17 protein-coding genes and 1 tRNA gene are annotated in these 16598 nt (G+C 64.5%); 12 read left to right on the top strand and 6 right to left on the bottom strand.

Annotated features, from left to right (window positions below):
- Window positions 1–32: 32 nt before the first annotated feature.
- Window positions 33–413, bottom strand: a complete 381-nt coding sequence (locus JQ616_RS30865) for a hypothetical protein (RefSeq protein ID WP_249137484.1) — start codon at window positions 411–413, stop codon at window positions 33–35.
- Window positions 414–836: 423 nt separating this feature from the next.
- On the opposite strand from JQ616_RS30865, the gene JQ616_RS30860 reads away from it, so the two are divergent.
- Window positions 837–2867, top strand: coding sequence for a YgiQ family radical SAM protein (locus JQ616_RS30860; RefSeq protein WP_212021246.1), 2031 nt, complete (start codon window positions 837–839; stop codon window positions 2865–2867).
- 70 nt (window positions 2868–2937) lie between these two features.
- Here the strand turns inward: JQ616_RS30860 and JQ616_RS30855 are convergent, their stop codons facing one another.
- From JQ616_RS30855 to JQ616_RS30835, 5 genes are all read right to left on the bottom strand, one after another.
- Entirely contained in the window at window positions 2938–3225 is a 288-nt protein-coding gene (locus tag JQ616_RS30855) for a DUF5658 family protein (protein WP_249137483.1), read from the bottom strand.
- Window positions 3212–4021 (bottom strand): sterol desaturase family protein, encoded by an 810-nt coding sequence (locus JQ616_RS30850; protein WP_212021244.1) that lies wholly within the window; start codon window positions 4019–4021, stop codon window positions 3212–3214. Before JQ616_RS30850 ends, JQ616_RS30855 begins: the two co-directional genes overlap by 14 nt.
- 305 nt (window positions 4022–4326) lie before the next feature.
- On the bottom strand, window positions 4327–4593 hold the full coding sequence (locus tag JQ616_RS30845; protein WP_212021242.1) for a hypothetical protein: 267 nt from the start codon (window positions 4591–4593) through the stop codon (window positions 4327–4329).
- Window positions 4594–4773: 180 nt separating this feature from the next.
- Window positions 4774–4850: transfer RNA gene (locus JQ616_RS30840), tRNA-Arg, on the bottom strand.
- A 138-nt stretch (window positions 4851–4988) separates the two neighbouring features.
- Window positions 4989–6467: a sensor histidine kinase gene (locus tag JQ616_RS30835; RefSeq protein ID WP_212021240.1), complete on the bottom strand. Its 1479-nt coding sequence runs from the start codon at window positions 6465–6467 to the stop codon at window positions 4989–4991.
- Window positions 6468–6831: 364 nt separating this feature from the next.
- Here JQ616_RS30835 and rpmH point away from each other — a divergent pair, with 364 nt between their 5' ends.
- The 11 genes from rpmH (at window position 6832) to dapE (ending at window position 16523) form a co-directional block, all read left to right on the top strand.
- Window positions 6832–6966: a 50S ribosomal protein L34 gene (gene rpmH / locus JQ616_RS30830; RefSeq protein ID WP_008542748.1), complete on the top strand. Its 135-nt coding sequence runs from the start codon at window positions 6832–6834 to the stop codon at window positions 6964–6966.
- A 32-nt stretch (window positions 6967–6998) separates the two neighbouring features.
- Window positions 6999–7379: a ribonuclease P protein component gene (rnpA, locus tag JQ616_RS30825; RefSeq protein ID WP_212021238.1), complete on the top strand. Its 381-nt coding sequence runs from the start codon at window positions 6999–7001 to the stop codon at window positions 7377–7379.
- 3 nt (window positions 7380–7382) lie between these two features.
- On the top strand, window positions 7383–9266 hold the full coding sequence (gene yidC / locus JQ616_RS30820; protein ID WP_212021236.1) for a membrane protein insertase YidC: 1884 nt from the start codon (window positions 7383–7385) through the stop codon (window positions 9264–9266).
- A 165-nt stretch (window positions 9267–9431) separates the two neighbouring features.
- Window positions 9432–10082 (top strand): ribosome biogenesis GTP-binding protein YihA/YsxC, encoded by a 651-nt coding sequence (gene yihA, locus JQ616_RS30815; RefSeq protein WP_212021234.1) that lies wholly within the window; start codon window positions 9432–9434, stop codon window positions 10080–10082.
- Window positions 10082–10453 (top strand): DUF423 domain-containing protein, encoded by a 372-nt coding sequence (locus JQ616_RS30810; protein ID WP_212021232.1) that lies wholly within the window; start codon window positions 10082–10084, stop codon window positions 10451–10453. Before yihA ends, JQ616_RS30810 begins: the two co-directional genes overlap by 1 nt.
- Window positions 10454–10695: 242 nt before the next feature.
- Window positions 10696–11589 (top strand): acetylglutamate kinase, encoded by an 894-nt coding sequence (gene argB / locus JQ616_RS30805; RefSeq protein WP_212021231.1) that lies wholly within the window; start codon window positions 10696–10698, stop codon window positions 11587–11589.
- Window positions 11590–11648: 59 nt separating this feature from the next.
- Window positions 11649–12635: a DUF1036 domain-containing protein gene (locus JQ616_RS30800; protein WP_212021690.1), complete on the top strand. Its 987-nt coding sequence runs from the start codon at window positions 11649–11651 to the stop codon at window positions 12633–12635.
- A 199-nt stretch (window positions 12636–12834) separates the two neighbouring features.
- Window positions 12835–13527 (top strand): pyrimidine 5'-nucleotidase, encoded by a 693-nt coding sequence (locus JQ616_RS30795; RefSeq protein ID WP_212021230.1) that lies wholly within the window; start codon window positions 12835–12837, stop codon window positions 13525–13527.
- 134 nt (window positions 13528–13661) lie between these two features.
- Complete coding sequence (gene dapD, locus JQ616_RS30790; RefSeq protein WP_212021229.1) at window positions 13662–14507, top strand: 2,3,4,5-tetrahydropyridine-2,6-dicarboxylate N-succinyltransferase; 846 nt, start codon at window positions 13662–13664, stop codon at window positions 14505–14507.
- A 214-nt stretch (window positions 14508–14721) separates the two neighbouring features.
- Window positions 14722–15339 (top strand): DUF805 domain-containing protein, encoded by a 618-nt coding sequence (locus tag JQ616_RS30785; protein ID WP_212021228.1) that lies wholly within the window; start codon window positions 14722–14724, stop codon window positions 15337–15339.
- 17 nt (window positions 15340–15356) lie between these two features.
- Window positions 15357–16523: a succinyl-diaminopimelate desuccinylase gene (gene dapE, locus JQ616_RS30780; protein ID WP_212021227.1), complete on the top strand. Its 1167-nt coding sequence runs from the start codon at window positions 15357–15359 to the stop codon at window positions 16521–16523.
- The last annotated feature ends 75 nt before the right edge of the window (window positions 16524–16598 follow it).

Genomic DNA, 16598 nt, shown 5'->3' with positions numbered 1-16598 from the left:
AAGCCGTGTCTGCGGCGATCCCACTTCGCGCGTTACTGCTTTGGACCGACGGTTCCGGTCGCCTTCAATCTCGCCGACCTCACCCAGCCAGAGACGTCGTCGCCACCCCGTGGATTGAGGTACATCACCGACGACCAGCCATCATTGGTCTGCGCATAGGCGACGAGCTCGTCGTTCGGAATGACGAACACCCCTTTGATCGGGCAGTGCAGATTCGGCGCCGAGTAGAACTGCAGCCGCCCGCTGCCCGTCACCACATTGGCGAGCGGCGGCGAGAATATCGGCACGCGATCGGTGCCGGTCTTCGGCTCCTTGCAGCTCGACGGTGTCTGTGCGTGCCCGGATGCGCCGAGCGCACCGAGCATCACGGCGGCGCAGACCACGCAGGCGAGTATCGATCTGTCCGACATCATTCACACTCCCGGACCGCATTGACGGCGACCACCGCTGTTTGTCGCCGGACATGCCGAGCAGGTTCTACCTATGCAAGCGAGATTGCATGTTCAGACCACACCCGCGCGCGTTCACCCGATCGCCCTGTTGGAAGCGCCGTTCAGTCCCAGGCAACGGCCAACGACCGACATTTGCGCTGCTCCCGACGGTCCGGCGCATGGGACGCGGCAAACGGCATCGCCGCAACTGTGCCACGATCGGCCGGCGGAACGGTGGAGAGTGATGGCCCGGCATTCACCTTTATGCCATTGAGATATTGGTATGATTTGCTCGCCGCCGCCTCGGGCAAATCCGGAACTCTTCGGGAAGCACAACACGCGGACTGACCGGGCCGCACGTTGATTGGTTGAATTCACGACGCCGGAGTCTTATGCGTGGTCGCCATGAACAGCCTTGCCACCGCCGAACTGTCCCTGACGTCATGGCCGCGCCACCAGGCGCGCCCCGACAAGCCCGCGCCATTCCTGCCGATGAACCGCGCCGAGATGACGGCGCTCGGCTGGGACCAATGCGACATCGTGCTGGTGACCGGCGATGCCTATGTCGACCATCCGAGCTTCGGCATGGCGATCATCGGCCGATTGCTGGAGGCCCAGGGCTTCAGGGTCGGCATCATCGCGCAGCCCGACTGGCAGTCGGCCGAACCGTTCAAGGCGCTGGGAAAGCCGCGCGTGTTCTTCGGCGTCACCGGTGGCAACATGGATTCGATGGTCAACCGCTACACGGCGGACCGACGGCTGCGCCACGATGACGCCTACACGCCGAACGGCGAAGGCGGCCGCCGGCCGGACCGCTGCACGATCGTCTATGCGCAACGCTGCCGCGAAGCATTCAAGGACGTGCCGATTGTGCTCGGCGGCATCGAGGCGTCGCTGCGCCGCATCGCGCATTTCGACTATTGGTCCGACAAGGTGCGCCGCTCGATACTGGCGGACGCCAAGGCCGACCTGCTGCTCTACGGCAACGCCGAACGTGCCGTCGTCGAGGTGGCGCATCGGCTCGCCAATGGCGAAGCGCCGCGCGACCTCGACTCGATCAGGGGCGTCGCGCTGTTCCGCCGCGTGCCCGAGGATTATGCCGAGCTGCATGCCGACGATCTCGACTCCGCCGACGAGGGTGCCGCGCGCCAGGCGGGCAACGTCGTGATCCGCCTGCCGGCCTGCGAGCAGGTCGAGCAGGACCGCGACGCCTATGCCCGCGCCTCGCGCGTGCTGCATCGGGAGAGCAATCCCGGCAATGCGCGGCCGCTCGTGCAGCGTCATGGCGACCGCGATCTGTGGCTCAATCCGCCGCCGATCCCGCTGTCGACGGCCGAGATGGACTCCGTCTACGACCTGCCCTACGCGCGCGCGCCGCATCCTTCCTACAAGGACGCCAAGATCCCGGCCTGGGAGATGATCCGCTTCTCGGTGACGATCATGCGCGGCTGCTTCGGCGGCTGCACCTTCTGCTCGATCACCGAGCATGAGGGCCGCATCATCCAGAACCGCTCCGAGGGCTCGATCCTGCGCGAGATCGAGCGCATCAGAGACAAGACGCCGGGCTTCACCGGCGTGATCTCCGACATCGGCGGGCCGACCGCCAACATGTACCGGATGGCGTGCAAGGATCCGAAGATCGAGGCGGCATGCCGGCGGCCGTCCTGCGTGTTCCCCGAGATCTGCCCGAACCTCAACACCTCGCATGACGACCTGATCCGGCTCTATCGCAAGGTGCGCGAGGTAAAGGGCGTCAAGCGGGTGATGGTCGCCTCGGGCGTGCGCTACGACCTCGCGGTGGAGAGCCCCGAATACATCAAGGAGCTCGTCACCCATCACGTCGGCGGCTACTTGAAGATCGCGCCCGAGCACACCGAGCGCGGCCCGCTCGACAAGATGATGAAGCCCGGCATCGGCGCCTACAATCGCTTCAAGAAGATGTTCGATGCCGCGGCCGAGCAGGCCGGCAAGAAATACTATCTGATCCCGTATTTCATCGCCGCGCATCCGGGCACGACCGACGAGGACATGATGAACCTCGCGCTCTGGCTCAAGAAGAATCGCTACCGCGCCGATCAGGTGCAGACGTTCCTGCCCTCACCGATGGCGACCGCCACGGCGATGTACCACACCGGCGTCAACCCGCTGCGCGGCGTGCGCCGCGGCGCGAGCGACAAGGTCGAGGCCATCAAGGGGCTCAGGCAACGCCGGCTGCACAAAGCGTTCCTGCGCTATCACGACCCGGACAACTGGCCGGTGCTGCGCGAGGCGCTGAAGCAGATGGGCCGCGCCGATCTGATCGGCTCGCGCCCCGAACAGCTCGTGCCCGCACACCAGCCACCCGGCACCGGCAAGGCCGCCGGCACACGACGGCCGCTGCGCGAGGGCGGCCGAGCACAGCGCTTCACCACCAAAGGCCTGCGGATGGGCAAGTGAGAAGCTATCGGCGGCCGGAAGTCAGATCCGGCCAAGCCCGGCGACGCGGCCAGCGATAAGTTTGGCTGGATCAGTTCGTGCCGGCGATGATGGCGATGTTGTTCAGCACGGGCGTCGAGCAGAACGCGACGACGAGCGCGATGTTGTAGACGTTGTTGCTGCGCCAAAGCAGCCACGTGATGAGGAAGGTCAGGCCGAGCTTCGGCACCAGCCACCATACGCCGAACCAGGTCTGGGCCAGATGCATGAACGGGTTCAGCTCGCCAAGCCCAAGGCTCAGGATCACATTCGTCGACTCGAGGTCGGCGTATCCCAGCAACAGGACGAACAGCACCAAGAGACCTTTAACCCAATTCATTCCGAGACTCCCGTTGCCGAACATGCCGGAGATGCCGTATCGGCCAGATCACGCTGTTGATGATGTCCACCCGCTCGGCAGGCACGAGGCCCGTTGCGGGATACTCGTCCGGTTTCGGTATCCAGGCCGTACCAAACAGAATGTCCAGGAGCGGAAAGAAAGCGGCGAAGTTCTTGTCCCGATGCTCGATATGGACCGAGTGATGGATCCGGTGCCATTGCGGATTGTTGACCCAGGTTACGAACCGGCCGAGCGGGATGCGGACGTTGAGATGGGCACATGCATCGGGGATGAAGAAGATGAATCCCACCGTGATTGCCATATCCGGCGGGATGCGAAACAGGATCGCCATGATCGGAAGAAAGGCGTCAGACAGCACTCGCTCCAGCCAAAAATGCCGACCGCCGGTAATGAACGTGATGCCGTTCGCGCTGTGATGGAACGAGTGCATCGCCCAGAGAAACGGGACTGCGTGCTGCAGGCGATGGAAGATGTACTTGTAGAGATCGAGCACCACCACGACGATCACGAGAGAGACGTACCACCAGTAGCCTTCGGTCGGTAACTTGATCCAGCCAACCCCGGCATAGGTCGCAATCGCACCCGCGCTGATCGCTGCGAGCGGAGCGAGCAGGTTCTCCAACCCGACGCTCACGATCACCGCGAGCCAATCGTCGCGAAATTCACCGCGGGACACCTCCGCAATGGGCCATCGCTTCTCCAGGATACGGCTGGTGTAGACGACTCCCAGAAATATCGCCGCGTACAAAACGGCGTGGGCGATCCCGTCCGACATGAAAATCAACTCGCCGATTCAATAGGAAGCATAAAAGGAATAAAAACATTCCTGCTTCCTATAAGCTGAAAAGCCTTATTTTTTCTCAACGGTCGGACTGGCGCAAGCAGGGTTTTTACGGGACGTTCCTCGCTTTCGCCGCTGATTTTCTCGTTAATTTTTCGGTGCCGGTTGCCCGTACCGGATCAAGCATTCACCCGGAGCGATGGCAGGAACGGCCAAGCCGGAGGCAGGCCTTGCGCGGGCGCAAATGAAAAAGCCCGCGACACCGTCGCGGGCCTTTTCCTGAGCGACGGCTATGCCGGTCAGTGCAGCGAACGATCGGTGCGGACCGAAGCCCGTGCGGTCGTAAGCTTGTTTCGCGGCGTCAGCACGCTGAGCTGGTGCGGCGTAGCCGACGTCGCGGCGACCGGCGCCTGCTCGTGGACATTGGCGGCGCCAAGCGCGCCAGCCTGCACCGGCGAGATCGGCAGGCCCGCGGCTTCATAGGTCGGAAGCTCCGCGGCCGATGCGGTCGAGGCACTCGCGATCGCGAGAGTGGCGGCGATGATGGAGAGGGAAATCTTGGTCACGTGAAGGCTCCTCGATTGAATCGAGAAGCAGATTTAGGCTCACTTTGTTGCAATGCAATAAAACGAATACCGCATTGCACAAATAGTTGAACGCTGCGGCCCGGCGGCAACGGAAGCCGCAGCGCGGCAGGCGGTTTCGCCCAGCACGCCCCGGAAAAATCCAATGAAAACAAAGACGAATGGCGCGCCCGGAACGATTCGAACGTCCGACCCTCAGATTCGTAGTCTGATGCTCTATCCAGCTGAGCTACGGGCGCATTTTCGCGGGTGGGCTTGAAGCCCGCAAGGTTCCGGGAAGCCCGGAACGTCGCGAAAGAGCGCTCTAGCTACAGGCTCCCGGTCCGGTTGGCAAGCTCTGGAAGCGCCAATTTCGGCGACCGAATTCAGCAGGGCGCCTACGCCCTCGCCCGCTCGCTGCGGATCGACAGCAGCTCCACCGGGCGATCCGGGATCGAGATCCGGAAGGTGGCGCCGATGGTGCCTTCGACCAGATGGATATGACCGCCATGGGCGCGGATCAGTTCGGCGGCGATCGCAAGGCCCAACCCGCTGCCGCCGGGGCGGCCGGAGGTCTGGAATGCCTCGAACAGATGCTCGCGCGCCTTGGCCGGCACGCCGGGGCCGGTATCGGAGACCTCGATGATCGCAACCGTCCCCTCGCGGCGGCCGGTGATGCGGATCTGCTGGGCACCGCCGTCGCTGTCCTGCCGGGTCTCCAGTGCCTGGGTCGCGTTGCGCACCAGATTGAGCAGCACGCGGAACAGCTGGTCCGGATCGGCGTCGATGGTCAGCCCGCGCTCGATCGCGCTGATCCAGGTGACCGAGACATCGGTTGCAAGCCCGGCCGATTCCCGGACCTCGGCAACGGCGGGCTCGACCATGATGACACGCCGGTCGGGTGCCGCCTCCTGCGCGCGGCCATAAGACAGCGTCGACTGGCAGAACGCGATGGCGCGCTCCAGCGAACGCAGCAGTTTCGGCGCGAAGCGCTGCACCCGGGGGTCAGGCACGCTGGCGAGCTGGTCCGACAGCAATTGCGAGGACGCCAGCAGATTGCGCAGATCGTGGTTGATCTTGGAGACGGCGAGCCCGAGCGCGGCGAGCCGGCTCTTCTGATGCAGCATCGAGACGAGGTCGCGCTGCATGTCCGACAGCTCGCGCTCGGCAACGCCGATCTCGTCGCCGCGTTGGCTGGGCACGATGATTCGCGCCGAACTCTCCGGATTCTCGTGGAAGCCGACCAGACTCGCGGTCAATCGCCGCATCGGCCGGACGAACAGATAATGCAGCGCCAGATAGACCAGGCCCGCGGTCAGGCCGGCAATCAGCAGCGCGACGACCAGCACGTTGCGCGAGAAACGATACATCGCCTGCCGCAGCGGCTTCTCGTCGATCACCACCTCGATGAATTGGGCCTGGCCCGGCGCCGGGCCGACCACGCGGATGGTCTGGTCGCCGTGCTCTAGCATGATCTCGAAGGCATCGACGATCGCCGACCACACCGTCATGGCCCGCATGTCGACGTCATGGTCGATCGAGGCCGGCAAATCGGCGCTGGCGAGCAGGCGGCGCTGCTGGCCGAGCTTGATGGCGACGGCACGGGCGCCGATGCTGGTCAGGATCTGCCGCGCCAGCGAATCCGGCACCAGGCCGGAGGGGGCGGCATCCAGCACCAGCGCCGCGGTGTTGGCGGCGGCCAGGCGGTCATTGAGCCGATTCATCCGGAAGTTGGCGATCGCCGGCACGTAGATCAGGAGCCCGGCGATCATCACCAGGGGGATCGTCAGCAGCAACAGCTTGCCCGACAACCCGAGCCGAAGGGTCGGCTTGGGCCGCTGCTTCTGCGCGGTCGCCTGATCGTCAGTTAGAGCCACAAGATAAGGCCTTGTTTGGCTTAGGGGTCGGAAGATGCGGCCCGGCCCCCAAGCCGGTCAAATTACGGATCGCTAATGTCGGCGGTTCCCCGAACGCCCCAAAGCGTACCCTTACCGTCAAATACCCCGCGAAATCAGATATATTCGCTCCAATTGCGACGTTTCAAAGAACCCTTTTTGCGACGCCCTGTGACATTGACGAAAACAGGGCGCTCCCTTATAAGCCGCGCCAACTGTCCGCGGTGGCCCGGTTCTTGACCGGGGGCGGCTCTTTGGGGCCGCAAACGGCTCGTTCGGGCCCGCCAGCATCATCGGACTCCATCTCAATACAACGGCAAATTGCCCGGTCAGCGGAGAATTACCCGTGAAGCGGACTTATCAACCCAGCAAACTGGTGCGCAAGCGCCGTCACGGCTTCCGCGCCCGTCTCGCCACGGCCGGCGGCCGCAAGGTCCTCGCTGCGCGTCGCGCGCGCGGCCGCAAGCGCCTGAGCGCCTGAGCCCGGACGTCTCCTCTCCGGAGATACCCATTATGGATCGGCTGAGGCAGCGGGCGGATTTCCTCGCCGTTGCCAATGGCGCACGGGCGAATGCCGCAGCTTTTGTGCTGCAGGGCCGCTGCCGTGACGATCAGGGCCCGATCCGCGTCGGCTATACCGTCACCAAGAAGAATGGCACCGCGACCGAGCGCAACCGCATCCGCCGCCGGCTTCGCGAAGTGATGAGACGGGTCGATGCCGTATTCATGCGGCCGCACCATGATTATGTGCTAGTCGGCCGCCGTGACGCGCTGACCCGCGACTTTGCGACCATGATTGACGACCTGCGGTCGGCGCTGCGCCGCCTCGACCGGCCTGCGCAAAAGGCGGGTAACAAAAGCGCGCCCAATCCGAATGGAATGACGAGACCCTAAGAGATGTCCGACAACCGCAACACGATCCTTGCCGTCATTCTGTCCGGCCTCGTCCTGATCGCCTGGCAATATTTCTACAACGTGCCGCAGATGGAGAAGCAGCGCGAGGCGCAGAAACAGGCCGAATTGCTGAAGCCGTCGCCGCAGGCAACCCCGGGGGCCGCACCAGGCGCTGCTCCTGGCGCCGCTCCGGGTGCTTCGACCACGCCCTCACCGGCACCGGGCGCGCCTGCTGCTGACGCTCCGGTGGCAAGCCGCGAGGCCGTGCTTGCAGCCGGCCCGCGCATCAAGATCGAGACCCCGCGCGTCATCGGCAGCATCGCGTTGAAGGGCGCCCGGATCGACGATCTGGCGCTGGTCCAGTTCCGCGAGACGGTCGATCCCAAATCGCCGGCCGTCGTGCTGCTGTCGCCGTCCGGCACGGCCGAGCCTTATTACGCCGAGTTCCTTTGGCTGACCGCCAATGGCGCGTCGGTGAAGACGCCGGACGCCGAAACGGTCTGGCAGCAGGAGGGATCGAACAGCCTGTCGCCGAGCACCCCGGTGGTTCTGAAATACGAGAATGGCCAGGGCCTGACCTTCCGCCGCACCATCTCGGTCGACGATCGCTACCTCTTCAGCATCAAGGACGAGGTCAACAATCAAGGCAGCGCGCCGGTGACGCTGTATCCGTTCGGGCTGATCTCGCGCGGCGGCAAGCCGCCGGTCTCCGGTTACGCGATCCTGCACGAAGGCCCGATCGGCTATCTCGGCGAGCAGGGCCTGCAGGAATTCACCTACAAGAACCTCGACGAAGCCAAGACCCCGACCGGCGGCAATTCGCGCGGCATCGTGTTCTCGAAGGTCACCGACGGCTGGCTCGGCATCACCGACAAATATTGGGCCACCGCGCTGCTGCCGGAAACCAACGCGACGCTGGACAGCGCCCGCTTCACCACCGGCGACAAGCGCTACCAGGCCGACTACATGCTCGGCGCGCAGACGATTCCGATCGGCGGCACCGGCGTTGCCAATGCGCGGCTGTTCGCCGGCGCCAAGGAAGCCGCAACCGTCGGCCTCAACTTCCCGCTGGTCGGCTTCGGCGGCTACAACAAGCAGCTCGGCCTCAACCATTTCGATCTCCTGATCGACTGGGGCCACTTCTACTTCATCACCAAGCCGATGTTCCTGGCGCTCGACTGGTTCTATCGCCTGGTCGGCAATTTCGGCATCGCGATCCTGCTCGTGACCGTGATCGTGAAGCTCTTGTTCTTCCCGCTCGCCAACAAGTCCTACGCCTCGATGGCGAAGATGAAGTCGGTGCAGCCGCAGCTGCAGGCGCTGAAGGAACGCTATCCTGACGACCGCGTGAAGCAGCAGCAGGAGATGATGGAGATCTACAAGAAGGAGAAGATCAACCCGATCGCCGGTTGTCTTCCCGTCGCCTTGCAGATCCCGGTGTTCTTCTCGCTCTACAAGGTGCTGTTCATCACCATCGAGATGCGGCACGCACCGTTCTTCGGCTGGATCAAGGATCTCTCCGCGCCCGATCCGACCAATCTGTTCACGCTGTTCGGCCTCGTCCCATTCGATCCGATCGCGCTGCTCGGACCGCATTTCGGCGCCTATCTGGTGATGGGCATCTGGCCGATCATCATGGGCATCACGATGTGGGTCCAGATGAAGCTCAACCCGGCGCCGCCGGATCCGACCCAGAAGATCATCTTCGACTGGATGCCGCTGATCTTCACCTTCATGCTGGCCGGCTTCCCGGCGGGTCTCGTGATCTACTGGGCCTGGAACAACACGCTCTCGGTGCTGCAGCAGAGCTTCATCATGCGCAAGAACGGCGTGAAGGTGGAGTTGTTCGACAATCTGAAGTCGACGTTCGCCAAGAAGCCGACATAGCTTCCGGCAATCCGCCCGATCACTGCGTCATGCCCGGCCTCGTGCCGGGCATCGACATTTTGGAGACCAGCAAGACAAGACGTTGACGGGGATGGCCGGGTCGTCTTACGCCAAAGCTGCGCCTTGGGCTTTTGCCCGACCACGATGAAATGGGATCCTTCGCATATGACCGCCGAACCCAATGCGGAGCTGATCGAGCAGGGGCGAAAGCTGTTCGCCGGCGACTGGCGCTTCATCTGGGCTTCGCCCTCGATCGAGACGCTGCCGCCGATGGCCGGCCTCGAGGTCGCGTTTGCCGGCCGCTCCAATGTCGGCAAGTCGAGCCTGATCAACGCGCTGACCGGCCGCAGCAACCTCGCGCGCACCTCGCACACGCCCGGCCGCACCCAGGAATTGATCTTCTTCGAGGGGCCCGAGAACGCAGCCTTCCGCCTGGTCGACATGCCCGGCTACGGCTACGCCTCGGCGCCGAAGACCAAGGTCGCGTCATGGACGGCGCTGATCCATAAATTCCTGCTCGGACGCGCCACGCTGGCGCGGGTCTATGTGCTGATCGACGCGCGCCACGGCATCAAGGACGTCGATCTCGACGTGCTGAAGACGCTGGACAAGTCCGCGGTCAGCTACCAGGTCGTGCTGACCAAGGCCGACCAGGTCAAACCCGGCGAACTGAAGACCGTCACCGCCGACACCATCGCCAAGCTCGCCAAGCATCCCGCTGCCTTCCCCGAAATTCTGGTGACCTCGTCGCGTACCGGCGACGGCATGCCGGAGCTGCGCGCCGCCATGGTGCGCCTGATCGAGGAGCGGCGCTGATGAACGGCGTGCATCGCCTCCTGATTGGGCTAGCCGCGATCATGGGCGCCTGCGGGGTGATGCTGGCGGCCGGTGCTGCCCATTTGCCTGACGCCACGCGGCTGGCGGCGGCGTCCTCGATGCTGCTGTTCCATGCATCCGCCGCGATCGCGACGATTGCGGTCGCCGACCGCGCGGTCATCCATGCCAAGCTCGGAGTGGCGGCGGCGGCGGGTTTCGTCATCGCGGCGTCATTGTTCGCCGGCGACCTGGTGCTGCGCCAATATGCCGGCCATGGATTGTTTCCGATGGCCGCGCCGACTGGCGGAACGCTGCTGATCCTGAGCTGGCTGGTGCTGGTGGTTTCGGCGATGTGGCCGAAGCAGGGATAGGCTGCCCTTTCCCTCTCCCCTCGTGGCAGAGGGGGCCTTCGCGGAGCGAAGGTGGGTGAGGGGTCTCTATCCGCGGAGACAAACCCCTCATCCGGCGCGGATTGCATCCGCGCCACCTTCTCCCACAAGGGGAGAAGGCAGAGGGGCCACAGTCTGACAGCCCTGCATCAACCCGCTTTGCGCCGCGCCCGGCAATCAGATAGAACCGCGCCCGTCCCTCCGCTGACGATGAGACCAGCCCCATGACCGACCAGCACATCAGCCCGCTCGATCAGGCCCGCATCCTGTCCGAGGCGCTGCCGCACATGCAGGAATATGACGAGGAAACCATCGTCATCAAGTACGGCGGCCATGCCATGGGCGCCGAGGAGACCGCCAAGGCGTTCGCGCGCGACATCGTGCTGCTCGAGCAGACCGCGATCAATCCGGTGGTCGTGCATGGCGGCGGGCCGCAGATCGCGACCATGCTGAAGCGTCTTGGCATCCAGTCGGAATTCGCGGCCGGCCTGCGCATCACCGACGCTGCGACCATCGAGATCGTCGAGATGGTGCTGGCCGGCTCGGTCAACAAGCAGATCGTCGGCTACATCAACGAAGCCGGCGGCAAGGCCGTCGGCCTGTCCGGCAAGGACGGCAACATGGTGAAGGCGTCGAAGACGACGCGCACCATGGTCGATCCCGATTCCAACATCGAGAAGGCGGTCGATCTCGGCTTCGTCGGCGATCCTGAAAAGGTCGACCTGACGCTGCTCAACCAGCTGATCGGCTATGAGCTGATCCCGGTGCTGGCGCCGCTCGCGACCTCGCAGGACGGCCAGACGCTGAACATCAACGCCGACACCTTTGCCGGTGCGATCGCCGGCGCGCTGAAGGCCAAGCGCCTGCTGCTGCTGACCGACGTGCCCGGCGTGCTCGACAAGTCCAAGAAGCTGATTCCGGACCTGTCGATCAAGGAAGCCCGCAAGCTGATCGCCGACGGCACGATCTCCGGCGGCATGATCCCGAAGGTCGAGACCTGCATCTATGCGCTCGAACAGGGCGTGCAGGGCGTCGTGATCATCGACGGCAAGACCCAGCACGCGGTGCTGCTCGAGCTGTTCACCAACCAGGGCACCGGCACGCTGATCCATAAGTAATGGCAGACGCGGGACACACGGCGAGGAAACCTCGCCGGTCACCGGCGGCGCGGCTGGCGATGGCGCTGCCGGGCGCGCTGGTGTCGTTCCTGTTCTCGTCGGCGCCGGCGCATGCCGACCTCAAGCTCTGCAATCGCATGAGCTATGTGATCGAGGCCGCGATCGGCATCGACGACAAGGCCGCAACCGCGACGCGCGGCTGGTTCCGGATCGATCCCGCGACCTGCCGCGTCGTCGTGCAGGGCGCGCTCACCGCCGATCGCGTGCTGCTCAACGCCCGCGCGCTCGGGGTCTATGGCGCCTCGCCGATCCCGCAGAACGGCACCGATACGCTGTGCGTCGCGCAGGACAATTTCGTCATCGCCGCCGCGCGTCAGTGCCGCTCCGGCCAGACCCCGGCGCAGTTCACCCAGATCACGCCGACGCAGGCCGATGACGGCAATCTCGTCGCCTATCTCGCCGAGGACAGCGAATATGACGACGAGCAGGCGCGGCTCGCCGGCATCCAGCGGCTGCTGGTGATCGCGGGCTACGACGCCGCGCCGATCGATGGCGTCGACGGGCCGAAGACCCAGAGCGCGCTGTCGGCCTTCCTCAAGAGCCGCGGGCTTGGCAGCGACATCGTGCAGTCGCCGAACTTCTTCACCGCCATGGTCGACGCCGTGCAGAAGCCGTCCGCGTCAGGACTGACCTGGTGCAACGACACCCAGTACAAGGTGATGGCCTCAGTTGCGACCGACGACGGCAAGGCGGTGACCAGCCGCGGCTGGTATCGCATCGACCCCGGCAAATGCCTGCATCCCGACGTCACGGGCACGCCGAAGCAGATCTATTCCTTTGCCGAAGCGGTCGATGGCGATAACCGCACCATCCGCATCAAGGACAGGCCGCTGAACTGGGGCGGCGCGGTGCAGCTCTGCACCCGCGACAGCAAGTTCGAGGTCAACGAGCAGGGCGATTGCGCCACCCGCGGCCTCACCGCGCTCGGTTTCACCACCGTCGACATGACCAGCGGCGGCAAGACGCTGCGCTTCGCGGTGCCGTGATGAAGATGATGGCGCCACAAATATCGACGTCGTCCCGGCCTAGTGCGCAATTGCGCACGGGGCCGGGACCCATAACCACCGCGCCATGTGTCGTTCACCGGCGACACACCCACAACGAAAGGCAACGCTCACCACGGCCCCAATTGCAGCCGCGGCGTATGGGTCCTGGCCTTCGCCGGGACGACGCGTTGAGAGAGCCATGACCAAAACTCCCCGCAGCTTCAGCCATGTCGAGACCTGGGTGTTCGACCTCGACAACACGCTGTACCCGCATCACGTCAATCTGTGGCAGCAGGTCGATGCGCGGATCGGCGAGTTTGTCGGCAACTGGCTGAAGATCTCGCCCGAGGAAGCACGTCGGCTGCAGAAGGATTATTATCTGCGCTACGGCACCACGATGCGCGGCATGATGACCGAGCACGGCGTGCAGGCCGACGACTATCTCGCCTATGTGCACAAGATCGATCACTCGCCGTTGCAACCGAATCCCGCGATGGGCGCTGCGATCGAGAAGCTGCCGGGACGCAAGCTGATCCTGACCAACGGCTCGGTCGACCATGTCGATGCGGTGCTCGGCCGGCTCGGCATCGGCCATCATTTCGACGGCGTGTTCGACATCATTGCCGCCGATCTCGAACCGAAACCGGCGCCTCAGACCTATCAGAAATTCCTCAGGCTGCACGACGTCGACCCGGCGAAGGCCGCGATGTTCGAGGACCTCGCGCGCAATCTGGTGGTGCCGCATGAGCTCGGCATGACCACCGTGCTGGTCGTGCCCGACGGCAGCCAGGAGGTGGTGCGCGAGACCTGGGAGCTGGAGGGCCGCGACGCGGCTTATGTCGACCATGTCACGGATGATCTCACCGGGTTCTTGCAGCGGCTGAAACCCTGATCCCTCCGTTCGTCGTCCCGGCGGAGCTGAGAGATCGCTCAGCGGCGGACTTTGCCTTGACTCCGCGGCCCCAAATTCCGAAAAAGCCCTGCAAAATTCCCGTCATATCCCCGATACGCCCAAGGATCGTCCCGATGTCGCTGTCCGCCCTCGAAACCACCGTCAACACCGCGTTCGACGCCCGCGAAGGCATCTCGACCTCGACCAAGGGCGAGGTCCGCGAGGCGGTCGACCACGCGCTGGACCTGCTCGACAAGGGTGAGGCCCGCGTCGCCGAGCGCGAGACCAGCGGCAAGTGGAAGGTCAATCAGTGGCTGAAGAAGGCGGTGCTGCTCTCGTTCCGCCTCAACGACATGGGCCAGATCGCGGGCGGTCCGGGCAAGGCCTCGTGGTGGGACAAGGTGCCCTCCAAGTTCGAGGGCTGGGGCGAGAACCGTTTTCGCGACGCCGGCTTCCGCGCCGTGCCGGGCGCGATCGTGCGCCGCTCGGCCTTCATCGCCAGGAACGTCGTGCTGATGCCCTCCTTCGTCAATCTCGGCGCCTATGTCGATGAAGCCACCATGATCGACACCTGGTCGACGGTCGGCTCCTGCGCCCAGATCGGCAAGCGCGTGCACATCTCCGGCGGCGTCGGCATCGGCGGCGTGCTCGAGCCGCTGCAGGCCGAGCCCGTGATCGTCGAGGACGACTGCTTCATCGGCGCGCGCTCGGAGGTCGCCGAGGGCGTCATCGTGCGCAAGGGCGCGGTGCTGTCGATGGGCGTGTTCCTCGGCGCCTCGACCAAGATCGTCGACCGCGAGACCGGCGAGATCTTCGTCGGCGAGGTCCCGGAATATGCCGTCGTGGTGCCGGGCACCCTGCCGGCCAAGCCGCTGAAGAACGGCCAGCCCGGCCCGGCCACCGCCTGCGCCGTGATCGTCAAGCGCGTCGACGAGCGCACCCGCGCCAAGACCAGCATCAACGAGCTGCTGCGGGACTGAAGAAGCGCCCGCAGAGGCCGATCCATCCCCGTCGCCCTGAGGTGCTCGCGCAAGCGAGCCTCGAAGGGTCGACGGCCCGGCTGGTGGCCGATTCATCCTTCGAGACGCGCTTCGCGCTCCTCAGGATGACGGGACCCAAAGTATCGAACCAATTTCTGCCTGACGCCGACAAAACTCCGGGCCGCGAAACATTGCCGCTGCCCGGAGTTTTTTCATGGACTGGGCCAATTACCTGTTCGGCTTCAAGGGCCGCGTCAACCGGGGCAAATTCTGGCTCGGAGCGCTGATCATCGTCTGCTGGATGATGTTCCTGGCCGCGCTGGTGATCTTGGCAGGCCTCGGCGGCAAGGGCGGGTTCGGCTTCAATGTCGACGACATCTTCCGCGCCTTCGACCCCGACAGCTACAGATCGCTGAGCTGGGCTGGATTGCCGGCGCTGCTGGTCAAGGCCAGCGGAACGGTGTTGTTCGTCTGGGTCTATATCGCGGTCTCGATCAAGCGGCTGCACGACCGCGACAAGAGTGGCTGGTGGATGGTCCCTTACTTCGCGATCCCCGGTCTCATGAGCCAGTTCTCGGGCCGGCTTCCCGACGAATCCTATTGGGTGATGGCTGCGGGCACGATCGTGTTCGTGCTCTACATCTGGGGCTTCATCGAACTGGCGTTTCTGCGCGGCACCTCTTACCCCAATCGCTACGGTCCCAATCCGCTGGGCAAAACCCATGTGAGCCGTGGCGGCAGCCGCGGCACTGGGTCGCGCTCGACGCAGGGCTGGGATCAGCAAAGCGAGATCGATATCGTGCCGCACAAAGCTGGTCCACCTGCGCTGTGACGTGTTAAGCGAGGCGCATGACCGATGCCGTCTCGATTACCCGCGATCTGGTTCGCTGCCCCTCCGTCACCCCGGCCGATGCCGGCGCGCTTGGCGTTCTCGAAAATTTGCTGAAAACCGCAGGCTTCGAGGTCCACCGCGTGACCTTCTCCGAGCCCGGCACCGCCGACGTCGACAACCTCTATGCGCGCATCGGCTCTGCGGCGCCGCACATCACCTTCGCCGGCCACACCGACGTGGTGCCGCCCGGCGATGAAGCGGCGTGGTCGCTCGGCGCATTCTCCGGCGAGGTGAAGGACGGCTATCTCTACGGCCGCGGCGCCGTCGACATGAAGGGCGGCATCGCCTGCAGCGTCGCCGCCGTGCTGCAATATCTCAGCGACCATGGCGGCAAAGCACAAGAGAATGGCAGCGGCTCGATCTCTTTCCTGATCACTGGTGACGAGGAAGACGTCTCGATCAACGGCACCGTCAAGCTGTTGAAATGGTGTGCCGAGCGCGGCGAAAAATTCGATCACTGCGTGCTCGGCGAACCGTCGAATGTCGAGGTGCTCGGCGACATGATCAAGATCGGCCGGCGCGGCTCGCAATCCGGCACGCTGATTGTCGATGGCATGCAGGGCCACGTCGCCTATCCGCACCGCGCCGCGAACCCGGTGCCGGATATCTCGCGGCTGATCGTGGCGCTGAGCGACGAGCCGCTCGATCACGGCAGCGCGCAATTCCAGGCGAGCAACCTCGAATTCACCACGGTCGATGTCGGCAACACAGCAACCAATGTGATCCCCGGCCAGGCACGGGCGAAGTTCAACATCCGCTACAACGACAATCACACCCAGGAGAGCCTGCGGCAGCTGGTCGATGCGCGGCTGGCAAAAGCCTGCGGCAACCGCATCCGCGCCCATATCGACTGGATGCCGTCGAACTCCAACGTGTTCGTCACCCAGCCCGGCCCGTTCACCGATCTCGCGGTCGCCGCGATCGAGGAGGTCACCGGCCGCAAGCCAGAGCTGTCGACCTCAGGCGGCACCTCGGATGCGCGCTTCATCTCGAGCTATTGCCCGGTGATCGAATTCGGCCTGGTCGGACAGACCATGCACCAGATCGACGAGCGCACGCCGGTGGCTGACCTCGAGAAGCTGACGAAGATTTATCGCGGCGTGCTGGACCGGTATTTTGCGTAATCCAGCCGCTCGGCCGGAAAAACATCGAAAACAACCCCATGCACAGTAGGGATTGGGGTCACCGGCAATCCGCCC

This window comes from Bradyrhizobium tropiciagri, from assembly GCF_018130545.1.
In the GTDB taxonomy this organism is placed as follows: Bacteria; Pseudomonadota; Alphaproteobacteria; order Rhizobiales; family Xanthobacteraceae; genus Bradyrhizobium; species Bradyrhizobium tropiciagri_A.
Note: the sequence above shows the minus strand (reverse complement) of the source record. Positions and strands in the feature narration are given on the sequence as shown.